A 16,408-nucleotide genomic window follows, 5' to 3' on the forward strand; every position below is an offset into this window, starting at 1 on the left:
CGCGGAAAGGTCAGTCATGGGAGATACGGTTGCGCAGCAGGATGCCGCGCGCGGAGAGGCTGACCAGCAGGACGAACACGGTCAGCACCAGCGCACCGGCCCAGGCCAGCGTCTGCCAGGATTCATACGGGCTGCCGGCGAACTGGTTCATCACCACCGGCACCGAGGCCATCGGCTGGAACACGTTGCTGTTCCAGTACTGGTTGCCGAAGGCGGTGAACAGCAGTGGGGCGGTCTCGCCGGAGATGCGGGCCAGCGCCAGCAGGATGCCGGTGACGATGCCGGCGGCGGCACTGCGGTACAGCACCTGCACGGTCACCTTCCACTGCGGGATGCCCAGCGACAGCGCCGCTTCGCGCATCTGCGAGGGCACCAGGCGCAGCATCTCATCGGTGGTGCGCACCACCACGGGCAGCACGATGAAGGCCAGCGACAGCGCACCGGCGAAGGCCGAGAACTGCCCGCCGGTCTGCATCACGTACAGGGTGTAGACGAACAGACCCAGCACGATGGAGGGCGCCGACAGCAGGATGTCGTTGACGAAGCGGACCACCGTGCCGGCCTTGCGGAAGTTGCCGTACTCGGCCAGCCAGGTGCCGGCGAGCACGCCGAGCGGGGTGCCGATCGCGATCGCCAGGCCACACATCACGGCACTGCCGAAGAACGCATTGGCCAGGCCGCCGTCCTGCATCGGCGGCGGTGTCATCTTGGTGAACAGGTCCAGGTTGATCCCGGCCAGGCCCTTGGAGGCCAGCGTCCACAGAATCCAGCCGAGGAAGAACAGGCCGAACAGGGCGGTCAGGCAGGACAACAGCAGCGCGACCACGTTGACGATGCGGCGGCGCAGGTACAGCGGCTGGGAAGCGGTGTTGACGACGGCGGACATCAGTTGCCCTCCTTGCGGGACAGACGCATCAGCATCAGGCGGGCGATCGCCAGTACGACGAAGGTGACGATGAACAGGACGAAGCCGAGCAGCAGCAGCGCCGAGCGGTAGGTTTCGGTGGCTTCGCCGAAGTCATTGGCGATCAGCGCGGCGATGGTGGTGCCGGGCTCCAGCAGCGACGGCGACAGGCGCACGCTGTTGCCGATCACGAAGGCCACCGCCATGGTTTCGCCGAGCGCGCGGCCCAGGCCGAGGAAGATGCCGCCGATCACCGCCGAGCGGGTGTAGGGCAGCACGATGTCCCAGCTGACTTCCCACTTGGTGGAGCCCAGCGCATACGCCGATTCCTTCAGGCGGGTCGGCACGGTGAGGAACACTTCGCGCATCACCGAGGAGATGAAGGGGATGACCATGATCGCCAGCACGAAGCCGGCGGTGAGCACGCCGATGCCCAGCGGCGGGCCCTGGAACAGCGGGCCGATGATCGGCCATTCGCCCAGGGTTTCGTTGAGCGTGGGCGTGACGTACTCGGTCATCACCGGGACCAGCACGAACAGGCCCCACATGCCGTAGATGATCGAGGGGATGCCGGCCAGCAGTTCGATCGCGGTACCGATCGGCCCGCGCAACCAGCGCGGCGCCACCTCGGTGAGGAAGAAGGCGATGCCGAAGCTCACCGGTACGGCGATGACCATCGCGATCAACGCGGTGACCAGGGTGCCGTAGATCGGGGCGAGGGCGCCGAATTTGTTCTCGACCGGATTCCATTCGGAGGAGTAGAAGAAGCTCAGGCCCTGTTCCTGCAGGGCATGGCGACCGCCCCACAGCATCGAGAGCGCAGCGCAGGCCAGGGCGGCCAGCACCAGGATGACGGTGGCGATCAGCACCCAACGGAACAGCTTGTCGTTGCGGGCATCGCGCAGGTCGCGGGTGGACGGTGCGGGGACTGGCTGGGCAATGGCATTCATGGCAAAGGCTGGGGCCCAAAATGAGGTGAGGTAGTGCCAGGCCGGGCCTGGCAGAACGGTGTCATGGCGCGAAGCAGCGGACCCGCGCAGTGCGCGGGTCCGCGCTGGATCACTTGAATTCAGCGGTCCAGTACGCCTCGATCTGGGTCACCAGTTCGGCCGGCAGCGGCACGTAGTGCAGTTCGTTGGCCTGCTTCTGGCCGTTTTCGAAGGCCCACTTGAAGAACGCCAGGGTGTCCTTGCTGCGCTGCGCATCCTTGGGCTGCTTGTGCATCAACATGAAGTTGGTGGCGGTGATCGGCCACGCCTGGTCGCCCGGGGCATTGGTGATGACCAGGTTGAAGTCCTTGGCGCTGGCCCAGTCGGCGCTGGCGGCCGCGGCGGCGAAGGTCTCGGCGGTCGGCTGGACCCAGTTGCCGGCGGCGTTCTGCATGGAGGCGTAGGGCATGCCGTTCTGCAGGGCGTAGGCCAGTTCGACGTAGCCGATCGAGCCCTTGATCTGCTTCACGTAGGAGGCCACGCCTTCGTTGCCCTTGCCGCCGACGCCGTCGGGCCACTGCACCGAGGTGCCTTCGCCGACCTTGCTCTTCCAGTCCGGGCTGACCTTGGACAGGTAGTTGGAGAAGTTGAAGGTGGTGCCCGAGCCATCCGAACGGTGGACCAGGGTGATCTTGCCGTCGGGCAGCTTCACGCCCGGGTTGGCGGCGACGATGGCCGGGTCGTTCCAGGTCTTGACCTTGCCCAGGAAGATGTCGGCCAGCAGCGCGCCGCTCAGGCGCAGCTTGCCGGCGTCGAGGCCCTCGATGTTGACGACCGGGACGACGCCGCCGATGGCGGACGGGAACTGCCCGAGGCCGGCCTGGGCGAGTTCTTCGCTGCTCAGCGGCTTGTCGGTGGAGCCGAAGTCGACGGTGCCGGCCTTGATCTGGGCGATGCCGCCGCCGGAGCCGATGGACTGGTAGTTGATCTTGGCGCCGGTGGCGGTGTTGTAGTCGGCCGACCACTTGGACACCAGCGGGAAGATGAAGGACGCGCCGGCGCCGGAGATTTCGGCGGTGAGCTTGTCGCTGGCGGCCGGGGCCGCGGCGGGAGCATCGGTGCCCGGCGCGCTGGCCTGGCCTTCGGCGCCCGGCTTGCAGGCGGAAAGGCCCAGCGCGATGGCCAGGGAAAGGGCGGTCAAGCCAGCCGTGTGCAGTTTCATGCGTCACTCCGTAGCGGGATAGGGGCCGGTCTCTCCGGCGACGCTGCTATGAAATGATGTTTTTGTTACAGCCGTATGACGGTGTGACCTGGGGCACGTGGAGGGCTTGTGGGGCGTGGGTTTCCCCAAAATCCCAAAGCGGTACGCATGAAGCACGGGGTGCAGGGTGCGCCTTGGCTGGGCGGGGGCGTGGGGGGTGGGGGACACGCCGCGACTACGTGCTGGGTTGGACCTTGGGGCTTGCGGTTACCCAAAATCGTGGAGCGGGAAGCGGGAAGCGGGAAGCGGGAAGCGGGAAGCGGGAAGCGGGAAGCGGCGGGTGCTGGGTGCCGCTTGGGTGGGCGGGGGTGTGTGGGTTCGCGGGACACGCTGCAAGTACATCCTTGTAAGCTCGCGTACGCCATCCATGGCGTACGACGGTCCCGCGAACCCACACACCCCCGCCCCAGACAGTAGGCCGGTGGCCATGGGTACAACCAACATCCACAGCCAACATCCACTACCAGAACCAACCACACGGTCACTGACGTTGGAGCGGGCGCATTCCCAAACACGTCACTTGCATGAGGCAGCGCGTCTGCTCCCCTGTGAGAACCGGAAAACTGGCGGGGGCGGGTGGGGGTGGGTAGCCGGGGACTCCATCGCATGGATGCGATGGTGGAGCTTGCATGGACGTACTCGCAGCGTGCCCCGGCGACCCACCCCCACCCGCGCAGCCTCCGGGGCCAACACAGCACGACGTTTTCTGCTCGGCTCTGCTTGGCTCTGCTCTGCGCTTTCCGCTTTTAAAAGAAAAGGACCACAAAAAGAAAAGGCGCGGATCTTTCGATCCGCGCCCGGCGGCGGCAGGGGGAGAGAGGACCTGCCGCCGCCATTGCCTCGTTGTTACCCGCCCTGCGTACCGACCCGCGGTCGGCACCTGCAAGGGGTGCTCAGTACTTCAGGTTCTGCGACCAGTAGGTCTCGATCTGCTTGACCAGGGTGTCCGGCAGCGGCACGTAGTCCAGCTGCTTGGCCTGGGCATCGCCGCTCTTGTAGATCCAGCGGAAGAAGTCCTGGGTGGCCTTGGCGTTGGCGACGTTCTTGGGCTGCTTGCGCACCAGGATGAAGTTGGTGGCGGTGATCGGCCATGCGTCGGCGCCCGGGGCGTTGGTCATGACCAGATAGAAGTCCTTCGCGCTGGCCCAGTCGGCGCTGGCGGCCGCGGCGGCGAACGAGGTATCGCTCGGCAGCACCACCTTGCCCGACGCGTTCTTCATCGCCGCGTAGGACATCTTGTTCTGCAGCGCGTAGGACAGTTCGACGTAGCCGATGCCGCCCTTGATCTGCTTCACGTAGGCGGCCACGCCTTCGTTGCCCTTGCCACCGATGCCGACCGGCCACTGTACCGAGGTACCTTCACCGACCTTGCTCTTCCACTCCGGGTTGACCTTGGAGAGGTAGTTGACGAAGTTGAAGGTGGTGCCCGAACCGTCCGAGCGGTGCACCACGGTGATCTTGCCGTCGGAGAGCTTCACGCCCGGGTTCAGCGCGGCGATCGCCGGGTCGTTCCAGGTCTTGATCTTGCCCAGGAAGATGTTGCCCAGGGTCGGGCCATCCAGCTTCAGCGCACCCGGGGCGATGCCGGCCACGTTGATCACCGGCACCACGCCGCCGATCACCGACGGGAACTGGGCCAGGCCGGCCGCCGCCAGTTCTTCCGGCTTCAGCGGGGCATCGGAGGAGCCGAAATCAACGGTCGCCGCCTTGATCTGGGCGATGCCGCCGCCGGAACCGATCGACTGGTAGTTGACCTTCTTGCCGGTCGCGGTGCTGTAGTCGGCCGACCACTTGGACATGACCGGGTAGATGAACGAGGCGCCCGCGCCGGTCACATCGGCGGCGTTGGCGGCGAACACGGACGACGCGGCGAGGACGGCAACGGCGGCGCGCGACTTGAAGGCGTGGATCACGGGGTGGCTCCTGGGATGGATGACGGTGCGGGGTGTCCCGCCCGGCGCTCATTCCATAACCATTCGATGACAGTGCAGCGACTGTCATATGACGGCCTGGTTACATGCATCCCGGGGTGCCGGTCACAGCGGCTGCAGGGCCGCCGGAACCGTGTACTGGCGGCCGTCATAGCGCAGCACGCGGCGCTCGCCGTCCACCGGCGTGTCCTGGTCGTGACAGTCTTCGCCATCCATCCAGCTGCGCGTGCTGACCCGGCGTTCGCGCAGCACCAGGTCGGCCAGGCCGTTCCTTGCCTGGGGGCCGACCGCCACGGTGCGTGACACCTCGGTGGACTCACCGGCGCAGCGCGTGTCCCATTCGGCCTGGAACCGGCGCACGACGATCGGTGCGCCGAGCACGCGCAGCGTGCCTGCCTGCAGTGCCAGCAGCTGCAACTGCTCTTCGCTGAAGGGATTGGGGCCGGAACCATTGCGTCGCTGCACGCGCAGCCCGAAGGCGAGCGTGCCGGGCGCGAGCTGGTAGCGCGCGGTATCCAGCTGCATGCCGTCGAAGAAGATCGCATCGCTGTCCAGCGCACCGGGCAGCACCGTCCACGCGCGCGGTGCCAGCGTGTCGCTGTCGATCACCATGATCTCCACATCGCCATCGCGAGAATCGTTGTCGCCGCCGTCGCGCCACACCGGCGTTGCCAGCAGGGTCAGCTCGGGGCGCGCCGGCCATCGACGGCAGACGCTGGCGGCGGTGTCGCGGCTGTAGCCGGAGCGATCGGGCAGCACGTGGTCCGCCCGCCCCACGTACGCCTCCTCCGCCGCCGCCCGGGCGTCGTGGCAGTCCTGCGCGTGGGCGGGCAGGGCAGCGCCGCACGCGGCGGCCAGCAACAGCGACAGGGCGATACGCATCGGATTCCATCCATGGGCAGGGGCGCCCAGCATACCCGCGCATTCCGCGGCGGTAGAGCCACCCCATGGGTGGCTGCACGCGGTGCCTGACAGGTAGAGCCACCCCATGGGTGGCTGCACGCGGTGCCTGAGCGAAACGCAGCCACCCATGGGGTGGCTCTACAGGGGCACAAAAAAGGGCGCAGCCCAAGCTGCGCCCTTTCTGTCACACCTTTGCCGCAACGCTTACCAGAAGAACTGCAGGCGCGCTTCGAGGATGTTCGGGTCGTCGTTGACGAAGGTGCGGGCGGTGGAGCTGTACTTCTTGCTGTCCACCATCACGTAGTTCAGGGCGAACTTGGTGTTGGAGCGCCAGTAGTAGTTCACGCCCACGGTCCAGATGTCCATCTTGCCACCCAGCACGCCATCGACGATCGGCGGGCGACCGGCGACCGGGTTGGCCGCCAGGTTGCCGTCGTTGAGGTCCATGTGGTCGTAGCGCGCGCCAAGCTGCCACATGCCACGGCCCGGCTCGTCCGGCAGGCCGGTGGTCGGGGTGCCGCCCTTGTAGCCCCAGGTCTCGCCGCTGATGTTCCACAGGCCGCTGACGTAGTACCCGTCGCTGCTGTAGTTGTCGTGCGCGTAGCGCTTGGCCTTGCTGGTGTAGTACTCGGCCTGGGCCTTGAACGGGCCGCCGATGTACATCGCTTCGGCGCCGATCGTGCTGACGCGGTCGGTGTCGACCAGGTTGCCGCTGTCGACCAGGCGTGCGGTGGCCAGGTCGGCGTTGGGACGGGCGCGCACGCGCAGGGTGTCCGCGTCGGTGTCGTAGTCGACATAGCTCAGGCCGAAGTGGAGGACCTGGCCCTTGTCGTTGATCGGTGCCCAGGTGCCACGCGCGCCGTAGCCGCTGCCGTGGGCCAGGTTGCGGGTCAGCTCGCGACCGAAGGCGCTGGCGGTGACCGACCAGTTGTTGTCGCCGATGCTGTAGGCGCCGCCGAGGCGACGGGCCACCGCGTAGGTGTTGGTGACCGCGGCCTTGGAGATGAAGTCGTTGTTCTTGGTGCTGGACAGTTCTTCCAGGCTGTTGGGCTGCTTGAACTGGCCGAACTGCACGAAGTGGTTGGCATTGCCGGCCAGCTTGTACTTCAGGTTGGTGTCCAGGAACTTGTCGGCCTTGGCGTCATAGCCGACCACCCACTCGATGTTGCCCGGGCCCTTGCCCTTGAGCACCAGCTCGGCGCGGCGCAGTTCGAACTCGCTGTCCTTGCCGTTGCCGGCATCGCCGCCGTTGAGGTCGGTCAGGTCGTTGTCGAACCAGTTGCCGTCAGCCTGGACCAGGCCTTCGAAGGTGATCTCCGAGCCGCCGATCACGTCGATGGCCACTTCGGCGTGTGCAGCCGGGACGAACAGCGCAGCCGCAACGGCCGCAGTCAGGAGTTGGCGATGCAGTTTCATGGAGAGCCTTGCAGGCAGGTGGGAAGTTGCTGCGCAGGCTAGTTAGTGAAGATTGCGTAAATATGACAGTTTCGGACAAACCGACGGCCGGCCGGGGCCCAGCCACGTCAGGGCCCGCCATTGATGCCCGACGCAGATGACGGCCGGGTTGCGCGGATATGGCAGTCGCGACCGCGCCTCAGGCGGCGGTTTTCTGCTTGAACCGGCACAGGTCGCGGATCACGCATTGAGGGCAGTCCGGCTTGCGCGCCTTGCACACATAACGCCCGTGCAGGATCAGCCAATGATGGGCATCGAGCAGGAACCCGGCCGGGATCACCTTCACCAGCAGGTCCTCCACCGCGCGCACGTCCTTGCCCGGGGCCAGCCCGGTGCGGTTGGAGACGCGGAAGATGTGGGTGTCCACGGCCATCACCGGCTCCCCGAACGCGGTATTGAGCACCACGTTGGCGGTCTTGCGCCCGACCCCGGGCAACGCTTCCAGCGCGGCGCGGTCGCGCGGCACCTCGCCACCGTGCTGCTGCACCAGCAGCGCGCAGGCGGCGATCACGTTCTTGGCCTTGGCGTTGTACAGGCCGATGGTGGCGATGTATTTCTTCAGGCCGTCCTCGCCCAGGTCGAGGATCGCCTGCGGCGTGTTGGCCACCGGGAACAGTTTGCGCGTGGCCTTGTTGACCCCCACGTCGGTGGCCTGCGCCGACAGCGTGACGGCGACCAGCAGTTCGAACGGCGAGCTGTACTCCAGTTCGGTCTTCGGGTGCGGGTTGAGTTCGCGCAGGCGCGTGAACATTTCGACCACATCGGCCCGGGGCATGCGCGCGCTGCGCGGCGCAGGCTTGGCCGGCGCGGATGTCTTCACGGTACTCATCAAGGGGTTTTTCCGGCGGCCTTGGCTTTGGCGCGCGCCAGGATCGCGGCGGCGGCGGGTGGCAGGGCGGGTTTCAATGCAGGGGTGGGCGCGGGGGGCGCACGCCGCGCGTCCCGTTCGGCGGCGCGACGCGCCAGCCGCTGGCTGCGCTGGCGGTAGCGTTCGCGCGCGGCCCAGGCGCGTTGCAATTGTTGCTGGGCATGCAGCAGGCGCGCCGGCAGGTCGGGGTGTCCGGGCAGCAGGTCGACGTCACCGGGCTGCGGCACGTAGTCCATCAGCCCGGCGTCGAGCGCGGCGTCGAGGTCGTCTTCAAGCACCAGGTGCAGCAGGCGCGCGGGCAGGGCGGGATCGGCGTGCGGCATGGTTCAGCGGTTCTGGAACACCGGCGGGCGCCGGGCAAGGAACGCCGCGGTGCCTTCGCGCATGTCTTCGGTGGCGAACATCAGACCGAACTGCGCGCTCTCGTACTCCAGCCCTTCGCCCAGCGCGCACTCGCCGCCGACGTGGATCGCGTCAAGAATGCCGCGCAGCGCCAGCGGCGCGGCCGTGGCCAATTGCGACGCCAGTTCGGCCACGCGTGCGTCCAGTGCCTCCACGCCCACCACTTCATTGACGATGCCCAGCTGCAGGGCGCGTGCGGCGTTGATCGGGCTGCCCAGCAGGCACAGTTCCAGCGCGGCGGCGCGGCCACACAGGCGCAGCAGGCGCTGGCTGCCGCCGAAGCCGGGGATCAGTCCCAAATTGATCTCCGGCTGGCCCACGTTGGCCGTGTCCGCGGCGATGCGCAGGTGGCAGGCCATGGCCAGTTCCAGGCCGCCGCCCAGCGCAAAACCGTTGATCCGGGCCAGTACCGGCTTGGGCATACGTTCGATGCGGCGCATCACCTGCTGGCCCAGCAGGGAGAAGTCACGTCCCTGAACCGGGCTCAATCCGTTCATTTCAGCGATGTCGGCGCCGGCGACGAAGGCCTTCGGCCCGGCCCCGGTCAGCACCACCACGCGCACGCCCGGGTCGGTGGCGGCGCCTGCAAACGCGGCGTCCAGGGCCTCCAGGGTGGCGCGGTTGAGCGCGTTGAGCTTGTCCGGGCGGTTCAAGGTGACGGTGCGGACCGCGCCGTCGTCGGCGATCTGGACCGGGGCGGGGGCGATGGGGGCGTCGACCACGGCGGGGCTCCTGAAAACGTTAAAAAAAAGTGATGTTGAACTCTTGAAACGAAGTCAGGTCAGAGCCTGCGTCGTTAGTGGCGGTTCAACGTTGCGGCGGCTATCCTAACCCGTCGCCTCAGGGCGGCCCAACGCGTCCTGAGTTACCACCCCTGGAGAAAAGTTTGATGAAGTTGCGTTCTATCGCGGTCGCCGTCGCGGCCCTGGCCCTGACGGGCAATGCCTTCGCCCAGGACACCTCGTCCGAAAAGGGCAAGCTGAGCTATTACTTCGGTTACGACTACGGTAACAACCTGGCTGAACTCACCTCGCGTGGCGAGCAGCTGGACATCAACTCGGTGGTGAAGGGCCTGCAGGATGCCTACGCCAAGAAGCAGCCGTCGATCACGGCTGAGCAGTTGAAGCCGGCCGTCGAAGCCTTCCAGAAGCGTGAGCAGGGTCGTGCCCAGGCCGCCAAGGCCGAGTACGAAAAGGCTGCTGCTGAAAACAAGACCAAGAGCACCCAGTTCCTGACCGCCAACAAGGCCAAGGCCGGCGTGCAGGCGCTGCCGAGCGGCGTGCAGTACCGCGTGATCGAAGCCGGCAAGGGCGCCAAGCCGACCCAGGCCAGCACCGTGCAGCTGGAAGTCGCCGGCCCGTACCCGTATGGCACCCGTCCGACCGATGCGCGCCCGGCGCAGCAGATTCCGTCGATCAAGGTCAGCGAAGTCGAAATGAAGGCCATGCGCGAAGTGCTGCTGCAGATGCCGGCGGGTTCGAAGTGGGAAGTCACCCTGCCGCCGGAACAGGCTTACGGTGCCGACCCGCGCACCCCGTTCCCGCCGAACGTGGCCGTGCAGTTCGAAATCAAGCTGATCAGCGTCAAGTAAGCAACAGCGGTCAACCAGAACGCGCCGGTAGTTTCTACCGGCGCGTTTTTTGTTTCCGGCATCCACTGCCGTCGCCGCATCCGCCCGCCAATCGCGCTACTGTTGCCCGGTGAATCCCACGGAACGTCCCACCCATGCGATACCCACGCCCTGCATCGGCCTCTGCGCACTGGACCGCGCCGGATACTGCGCGGGCTGCCTGCGCAGCGTGGATGAAATCACCCGCTGGTCAACCATGAGCCGACACGAACAGAACCACCTCATGCAGCACGCGCTGCCGCTGCGCGAGCAGTTGCGGCAGGCACTGCATGGCTCGTCGGTGGAGCACGAACGCCTGCTGCGCGCGTTGCACCCGCTCGATCAACCGCCTGCTGGCGATGGCTGGAACCGCAGCGAACTGAGCGACCTGCTGCCCCCGGGGCTGCCGGTCGAGGCGGCGGTATTGGCCGGCATCGTGCCGCGCGCCAGTGGCGCGCAGGTGATCCTGACCCGGCGCACGGAAACCCTGCGCCAGCACGGGGGCCAGGTCGGTTTTCCCGGCGGACGTACCGAGCCGGACGACCGCGATGCGGTGGCCGCGGCGCTGCGCGAAAGCCAGGAAGAAATCGCCTTGTCGCCCGGGCAGGTGCAGGTGCTGGGGTACCTGGATCCGTTCGTGACCATCACCGGTTACCGGGTGATGCCGGTGGTGGCGGTGATCGATCCTGCGTTCGTGGCGGTACCGCAACCGGAAGAGGTGGCCGACGTGTTCGAAGTACCGCTGGCCTATCTGATGGAGCCGGCCAACCTGCACCAGATCGAGATCAACCACCGCGGCCGCGTCCGCCACGTCCTCGAATACGGCTGGCCCGGCCAGCGCATCTGGGGCGCGACCGCCGCCATCCTCTACAACCTGCGTCGCCGCCTGGAGCAGACCGAATGAATGCCGCCGTTCCCACCTGGACCACCCTGGTCGATGCGGCCGCGCTTGCCGACGTGCTGGGCCGCGACGGAACCCGGGTCATCGATGCGCGCGCCACCGCCAGCACCGCGGTGCGCGTGGTGGATGCGCGGTCCTCGCTGGCCGACCCCCCATCGGGCGCACAGGCGTATGCGCAGGGGCATCTCCCCGGCGCGTTGCATGCCGACCTCAATGGCGACCTCGCCGATATGGACAAGGTCGGCCACGGCCGCCACCCGCTGCCCGACAGCGACGCATTCGCGGCCACCGTCGGCCGTTGGGGCATAGCGCCGGACACCCAGGTGGTCGTGTACGACGCCGGCGACGGCAGCATGGCCGCCGCGCGGCTGTGGTGGTTGCTGCGCCTGCTGGGGCACACCCGCGTGGCGGTGCTGGATGGCGGGCTGGCGGCATGGACGGCGGCAGGGCAGCCGCTTACTCCCGCGCTGCCGGACGTGGCGCCGTTGCCGGCCTACCCGGGCCGCTTCGACCAGCGCCAGATCGCCTCGGTGGACGAGATCGCCGCACGGCTGAAACACGCCCCCGGCTGGTTGCTGGACGCGCGCGCCGGCGAGCGCTTCCGCGGTGAGGTGGAACCGCTCGACCCGGTGGCCGGGCATGTGCCTGGTGCGGTCAACCGGCCCTTCGCCTTGAACGTGCACGACGGTCGCCTGCGCCCGGCGGCCGAGCTGCGCGCGGCCCTGCAACCGTTGATCGGCGCGCATGATCCGCAGCAGGTGGTGTTGATGTGCGGCTCGGGCATCACTGCCTGCCACCTGCTGCTGGCGATGGAAGTGGCCGGCCTGCACGGTGCCCGGGTCTACGCTGATTCGTGGAGCGGCTGGGTCGGCGATGCCTCGCGCCCGGTTGCCACCGGCGCCTGATCAGCCGCGCAGTTCCTGCAGCGGTGCCGCCGCCAGGACCCGCGGCCAGGGGAACAACGGGCCGGGATCGCGCTTGCGCGGCACGCGCCGCTCGGGATCGTCGCTGGCCACTTCCTCGCGGGTGTCCAGCCACTCGTGGCCGGCGATGTGGCGCAGGCTTGGCACGGCCTGGCACAGGTGCTGCAGCAGGTCGATCAACGCGGCGATCTGCGCATCGGGGTAGGCCTCGTCCATGGCCTGGTGGCGCGAGTCCAGCCAGTGCGGATAGCGCCCGCGGTTGACCAGCTCGATGCCGATCGAGCGCGGGTTGAACCCACTGACATGGTGGGCCACGCGCTCCAGTGCGACGTACTGCACGATGCTGCCGTCGCGGTCGATGTAGAAATGCCCGCTGTTGCCGCTGCCGCTGGCATACAGCACGCGCTCGCCGTATGCGCGGGCCATCGCCAGGTCGGGCAGTTCGGTGCAGTGGATCACCACCAGGTCGATCTGTTCCGGGGCGCGCGCGAGCAGGCTGTCCTGGTAGGGCAGGGGCTGCTGGGCGATCGGTGGCGGGGTGCGGTCGGGCATGCGCCGAATGCTAGCATTCCGCCATGACTGCCCACATCCAAACCCGCCCGGTGCACGCATGAGCCGGGGCCACTGCATTCTCTCCCATGGCTTCGAAAGCGGCCCGGACGCCACCAAGGTGACCGCGCTGGCCGAGGTCGCCCAACGCCTGGGCTGGACCCACGAACGCCCCGACTACACCGACCTGGACGCGATGCGCGAGGTCAGCAGCGTCGGCGACGTGCGCGCCCGTCTGCAGCGCCTGCTGGCGCGGGCAACCGAGGCGGCGGCGGAGGGCCCGGTGGTGCTGGCCGGTTCCAGCCTGGGCGCCTACATCTCGGCCATCGCGTCGCTGCAGGTGCCCACCCGCGGCCTGTTCCTGATGGTGCCGCCCACCAGCATGGGCCCGATGCCGGCGCTGGAGGCCGCCAAGGTGCCCACCAGCGTGGTCCACGCCTGGCACGACGAACTGATCCCGGCCGCCCAGGTGATCGCCTGGGCCCAGGCGCGCTCGGCGCGGCTGCTGCTGGTCGATGACGGGCACCGCCTCAACAACCACGTGGCCGCGTCGGCGACCGCGTTCGAGGAACTGCTGCGGTCGCTTTGACCGGGGCGTGAGGGCGCCTGCCAACGGCCGGCATCACCCGTGTCCGGCGCCTGGGACGGCTCGCGTCCGGCGCCGTGCCCGGCCGCATCCCGGCGATTCCGTCCCGGTCACGTACAATGCCCCTCCTGGCGCCTGCGCCAGGCCGCGTGCCGTGCCCGAGGGCACCCCCTTCCGCTGACCTGCGATACCGATTCCGTGAAATTCTTTGTTTCCTGCGCCAAGGGCCTGGAGTACCTGCTCGCCGACGAACTGCTGGCGCTCGGCCTGGACAAGGCCACCGCCACCATCGCCGGCGTCAACGCCGAAGGCGAGCTGCCGCAGGCGCTGCAGGTGGTGTTGTGGTCGCGGCTGGCCAGCCGCGTGCTGTGGCCGCTGGCCGAGTTCGACTGCCCCGACGAAGGCTCGCTGTACCAGGGCGTGTCGGGCATGGCGTGGGAGCAGCACATCAGCCCCGAGCTGACCCTCTCGGTGGACGCGCACGTGTCCGGCACCGAGATCACCCACGCGCGCTTCGCCGCGCAGCGGGTCAAGGACGGCGTGGTCGACAGCCTGCGCTCGCAGGGCCTGGAGCGGCCGTCGGTGAACACCGAGTTCCCCGACGTGCGCATCAACCTGTCGCTGCGCAAGGGCCGGGCCACGATCTCGATCGACCTGGGCGGTGGCCCGATGCATCGCCGTGGCTGGCGCATGGCGCAGAACGATGCGCCGCTGAAGGAAAACCTGGCCGCCGCCGTGTTGCTGCGCGCCAACTGGCCGAAGATCCACCGCGAAGGCGGCGGCCTGCTCGACCCGATGTGCGGCAGCGGCACGCTGCTGATCGAAGGCGCGCTGATGGCCGCCGACGTCGCCCCGGGCCTGCAGCGCCACGGCAGCATCCCGCCGAGCCGCTGGCTGGGCTTTGATCGCGACGCCTGGAACACCCTGCTGGCCGACGCGCGCGCGAGAGAGACGGCCGGCCTGGCCGCGCTCAAGCAGGTGATCCATGGCAGCGACGTGGACCCGCATGCGATCCATGCCGCCAAGCAGAACGCGGAAACCGCCGGGGTCGCGCATGCGATCTGGTTCGGCGTGCGCGACATCGCCGACGTGCAGGTACCGCCGCAGGAGACCGGCTGCGTGGTCTGCAACCCGCCCTACGATGAGCGCCTGGCCGCCGACGCGGTGCTCTACCGCCGCCTGGGCGACGCGCTCAAGCGTGCGGTGCCGCAGTGGCGTGCCAGCCTGTTGTGCGGCAGTGCCGACCTGGCCTTCGCCACCGGCCTGCGCGCCAACAAGAAGTACCAGCTGTTCAATGGCGCGATCGAGTGCGCGCTGATCGTCTGCGACCCGATCGCGGTGCCGCAGCGCGAGAATGCCGGCCAGCCGCGCGAGCTCAGCGAAGGCGCGCAGATGGTGGCCAACCGCCTGCGCAAGAACATCAAGAAGTTCAAGAACTGGCGCGCCCGCGAGGCCATCACCTGCTATCGCGTCTACGACGCCGACCTGCCCGAGTACGCGGCGGCCATCGACGTGTATGAAGAAGATGCCGGCGCCCGCCGCACCTTCTTGCACGTGCAGGAATATGCCGCGCCGGCGACCATCCCCGACGTGGACGTGCGCCGCCGTCGCAACGAGTTGTTGTCGGCCGCACGCGAGGTGTTCCAGGTCCCGGCCGAGCAGGTTGCGCTGAAGTCGCGCGAACGCGGCAAGGGCGGCAGCAAGTACGGTCGTTTCGAACAGCGCGGCGAGTTCGTGCTGGTCCGCGAGAACGACGCGCTGCTGCGGGTGAACCTGTTCGACTACCTCGATACCGGCCTGTTCCTGGACCATCGCCCGCTGCGCTGGCACATGGCCCAGGAGGCGATCGGCAAGCGCTTCCTCAACCTGTTCTGCTACACCGGCGTGGCCAGCGTGCAGGCCGCGGTGGCCGGCGCGGCATCGACCACCAGCGTAGACCTGTCCGGCACCTACCTGCAGTGGTGCGCCGACAACCTCGCGCTGAACGGCAAGGGCGGCAGCGCCCACCAGTTGATTCAGGCCGATGCACTGGCCTGGCTGGAAGCCGAGCGGCATCGCTTCGACGTGATCTTCTGCGATCCGCCGACCTTCTCCAATTCCGCGCGCGCCGAAGACTTCGACGTGCAGCGCGAACACGTGCGCCTGCTGCGCGCGGCCGTGGCGCGGTTGAGTCCGGAGGGCGTGCTGTACTTCTCCAACAACTTCCGCCGTTTCAAGCTGGACGAAGACGCGATCAGGGAATTCGCCGAGTGCAAGGAGATCTCCGCCGACACCATCGGTGAGGATTTCGAACGCAACCCGCGCATCCATCGCGCCTGGGAACTGCGCCGCTACGGCGCATGACGGACGGGGCCGCCATGGACGATCGCCCCCTCCACGCCGACGGCCTCCTCCTGCGTCCTTTCGAGGAGGCCGATGCCGCCGCGTTCGCGGCGGCGGTGCGCGAGTCGGCCGTGGGCATGCAGCGCTGGATGCCGTGGTCTTCAGCCGATTACAGCGCCGACCAGGCGCTGCAGTGGTTCCAGGCCTGCCGCGGTGGCTGGGCGGCAGGCTCGGCCTGCGAGTACGGGATATTCGAGCAGGACACGGCCGCGTTTGTCGGCGGCGCGGGATTGAACAAGATCCAGCACGATCCCCGGTTCTGCAACCTGGGCTACTGGGTGCGGCAGTCGTGCCGTGGCCAGGGCGTGGCGCCCCGCGTTGTCCGGGCACTGGCTGCCCAGGCGTTCGGGCCGCTAGGCCTGCAACGGGTGGAGATCGTGGTGGCGGTGGGCAACCTCGCCAGCGAGCGGGTGGCGGAGAAGGCCGGCGCGTTTCGCGAGGGCGTGGCACGCAATCGACTGGTCATCGACGGTCGTCCTGCCGACGCGCACATGTTTTCACTCGTTCCCTGACCGGGTAACCCCGTTGCGCCGGGCACGGCCCGGCACGACGTGCAGATCCCTGATCCGCCACGCCTGCCCGGCGGCTGGTGACCCCGTAGAGCCGACCGTTGGTCGGCTGCTCTCCGCGCAACATCGATTGCCGGGCACAGCCCGGCACGACGTGCAGATCCTGATCCGCCACGCCTGCCCGGCGGCCGGTCGATCCCGTAGAGCCGACCGTTGGTCGGCTGCTCTCCGCGCAACATCGATTGCCGGGCACAGCCCGGCACGACGTGCAGATCCCTGATCCGCCACGCCTGCCC

At 68.1% G+C, this 16,408-nt stretch carries 16 protein-coding genes; 6 read left to right on the forward strand and 10 right to left on the reverse strand.

Going from position 1 to position 16,408, the window contains the following annotated elements; translation table 11 throughout:
* Positions 1–10 precede the first annotated feature (10 nt).
* The 9 genes from pstA to AC1DGC_RS09195 form a co-directional block, all read right to left on the reverse strand.
* Positions 11–886, reverse strand: a complete 876-nt coding sequence (gene pstA / locus AC1DGC_RS09155; RefSeq protein ID WP_259204267.1) for a phosphate ABC transporter permease PstA — start codon at positions 884–886, stop codon at positions 11–13.
* Positions 886–1,854 (reverse strand): phosphate ABC transporter permease subunit PstC, encoded by a 969-nt coding sequence (gene pstC / locus AC1DGC_RS09160; protein WP_259204269.1) that lies wholly within the window; start codon positions 1,852–1,854, stop codon positions 886–888. Before pstC ends, pstA begins: the two co-directional genes overlap by 1 nt.
* 109 nt (positions 1,855–1,963) lie before the next feature.
* Positions 1,964–3,055, reverse strand: coding sequence for a phosphate ABC transporter substrate-binding protein PstS (gene pstS / locus AC1DGC_RS09165; protein ID WP_478047699.1), 1,092 nt, complete (start codon positions 3,053–3,055; stop codon positions 1,964–1,966).
* Positions 3,056–3,987: 932 nt separating this feature from the next.
* Positions 3,988–5,007, reverse strand: a complete 1,020-nt coding sequence (gene pstS, locus AC1DGC_RS09170; RefSeq protein WP_259204272.1) for a phosphate ABC transporter substrate-binding protein PstS — start codon at positions 5,005–5,007, stop codon at positions 3,988–3,990.
* Positions 5,008–5,130: 123 nt separating this feature from the next.
* The gene (locus AC1DGC_RS09175) at positions 5,131–5,907 is read right to left on the reverse strand and encodes a PA3715 family protein (protein WP_478047700.1); all 777 of its coding nucleotides are present in this window, start codon (positions 5,905–5,907) and stop codon (positions 5,131–5,133) included.
* Between the two features lie 225 nt (positions 5,908–6,132).
* A complete protein-coding gene (locus AC1DGC_RS09180) occupies positions 6,133–7,344 on the reverse strand; it encodes an OprO/OprP family phosphate-selective porin (RefSeq protein ID WP_259204275.1) in 1,212 nt (403 codons plus the stop codon).
* 178 nt (positions 7,345–7,522) lie between these two features.
* Positions 7,523–8,212 (reverse strand): endonuclease III, encoded by a 690-nt coding sequence (gene nth / locus AC1DGC_RS09185; RefSeq protein WP_478047701.1) that lies wholly within the window; start codon positions 8,210–8,212, stop codon positions 7,523–7,525.
* Complete coding sequence (locus tag AC1DGC_RS09190) at positions 8,212–8,574, reverse strand: hypothetical protein (protein ID WP_394164904.1); 363 nt, start codon at positions 8,572–8,574, stop codon at positions 8,212–8,214. The genes nth and AC1DGC_RS09190 overlap by 1 nt, the downstream gene beginning before the upstream one ends.
* A 3-nt stretch (positions 8,575–8,577) precedes the next feature.
* Positions 8,578–9,360, reverse strand: a complete 783-nt coding sequence (locus AC1DGC_RS09195) for an enoyl-CoA hydratase/isomerase family protein (RefSeq protein ID WP_478047809.1) — start codon at positions 9,358–9,360, stop codon at positions 8,578–8,580.
* 182 nt (positions 9,361–9,542) lie between these two features.
* Between AC1DGC_RS09195 and AC1DGC_RS09200 the strand changes: the two genes are divergently transcribed.
* The 3 genes from AC1DGC_RS09200 to AC1DGC_RS09210 all read left to right on the forward strand — a co-directional run bounded on the left by AC1DGC_RS09200 (position 9,543) and on the right by AC1DGC_RS09210 (position 12,068).
* Positions 9,543–10,244 carry an FKBP-type peptidyl-prolyl cis-trans isomerase N-terminal domain-containing protein gene (locus AC1DGC_RS09200; protein WP_259204280.1) on the forward strand — a complete coding sequence of 234 codons (702 nt, stop codon included), beginning with the start codon at positions 9,543–9,545 and terminating at the stop codon, positions 10,242–10,244.
* A 139-nt stretch (positions 10,245–10,383) separates the two neighbouring features.
* Positions 10,384–11,166 carry a CoA pyrophosphatase gene (locus tag AC1DGC_RS09205; protein ID WP_478047810.1) on the forward strand — a complete coding sequence of 261 codons (783 nt, stop codon included), beginning with the start codon at positions 10,384–10,386 and terminating at the stop codon, positions 11,164–11,166.
* Positions 11,163–12,068, forward strand: coding sequence for a sulfurtransferase (locus AC1DGC_RS09210; protein ID WP_478047702.1), 906 nt, complete (start codon positions 11,163–11,165; stop codon positions 12,066–12,068). The genes AC1DGC_RS09205 and AC1DGC_RS09210 overlap by 4 nt, the downstream gene beginning before the upstream one ends.
* Here the strand turns inward: AC1DGC_RS09210 and AC1DGC_RS09215 are convergent, their stop codons facing one another.
* Complete coding sequence (locus tag AC1DGC_RS09215; RefSeq protein ID WP_259204282.1) at positions 12,069–12,638, reverse strand: N-acetylmuramoyl-L-alanine amidase; 570 nt, start codon at positions 12,636–12,638, stop codon at positions 12,069–12,071.
* A 58-nt stretch (positions 12,639–12,696) separates the two neighbouring features.
* Here AC1DGC_RS09215 and AC1DGC_RS09220 point away from each other — a divergent pair, with 58 nt between their 5' ends.
* The 3 genes from AC1DGC_RS09220 to AC1DGC_RS09230 all read left to right on the forward strand — a co-directional run bounded on the left by AC1DGC_RS09220 (position 12,697) and on the right by AC1DGC_RS09230 (position 16,115).
* Entirely contained in the window at positions 12,697–13,224 is a 528-nt protein-coding gene (locus AC1DGC_RS09220) for an alpha/beta hydrolase (protein WP_259204283.1), read from the forward strand.
* A gap of 195 nt (positions 13,225–13,419) precedes the next feature.
* Entirely contained in the window at positions 13,420–15,564 is a 2,145-nt protein-coding gene (gene rlmKL / locus AC1DGC_RS09225; protein ID WP_478047703.1) for a bifunctional 23S rRNA (guanine(2069)-N(7))-methyltransferase RlmK/23S rRNA (guanine(2445)-N(2))-methyltransferase RlmL, read from the forward strand.
* A gap of 14 nt (positions 15,565–15,578) precedes the next feature.
* A complete protein-coding gene (locus tag AC1DGC_RS09230) occupies positions 15,579–16,115 on the forward strand; it encodes a GNAT family N-acetyltransferase (RefSeq protein WP_478047704.1) in 537 nt (178 codons plus the stop codon).
* The last annotated feature ends 293 nt before the right edge of the window (positions 16,116–16,408 follow it).

The sequence above is a fragment of the Stenotrophomonas sp. 05N37 genome, from assembly GCF_056397365.1.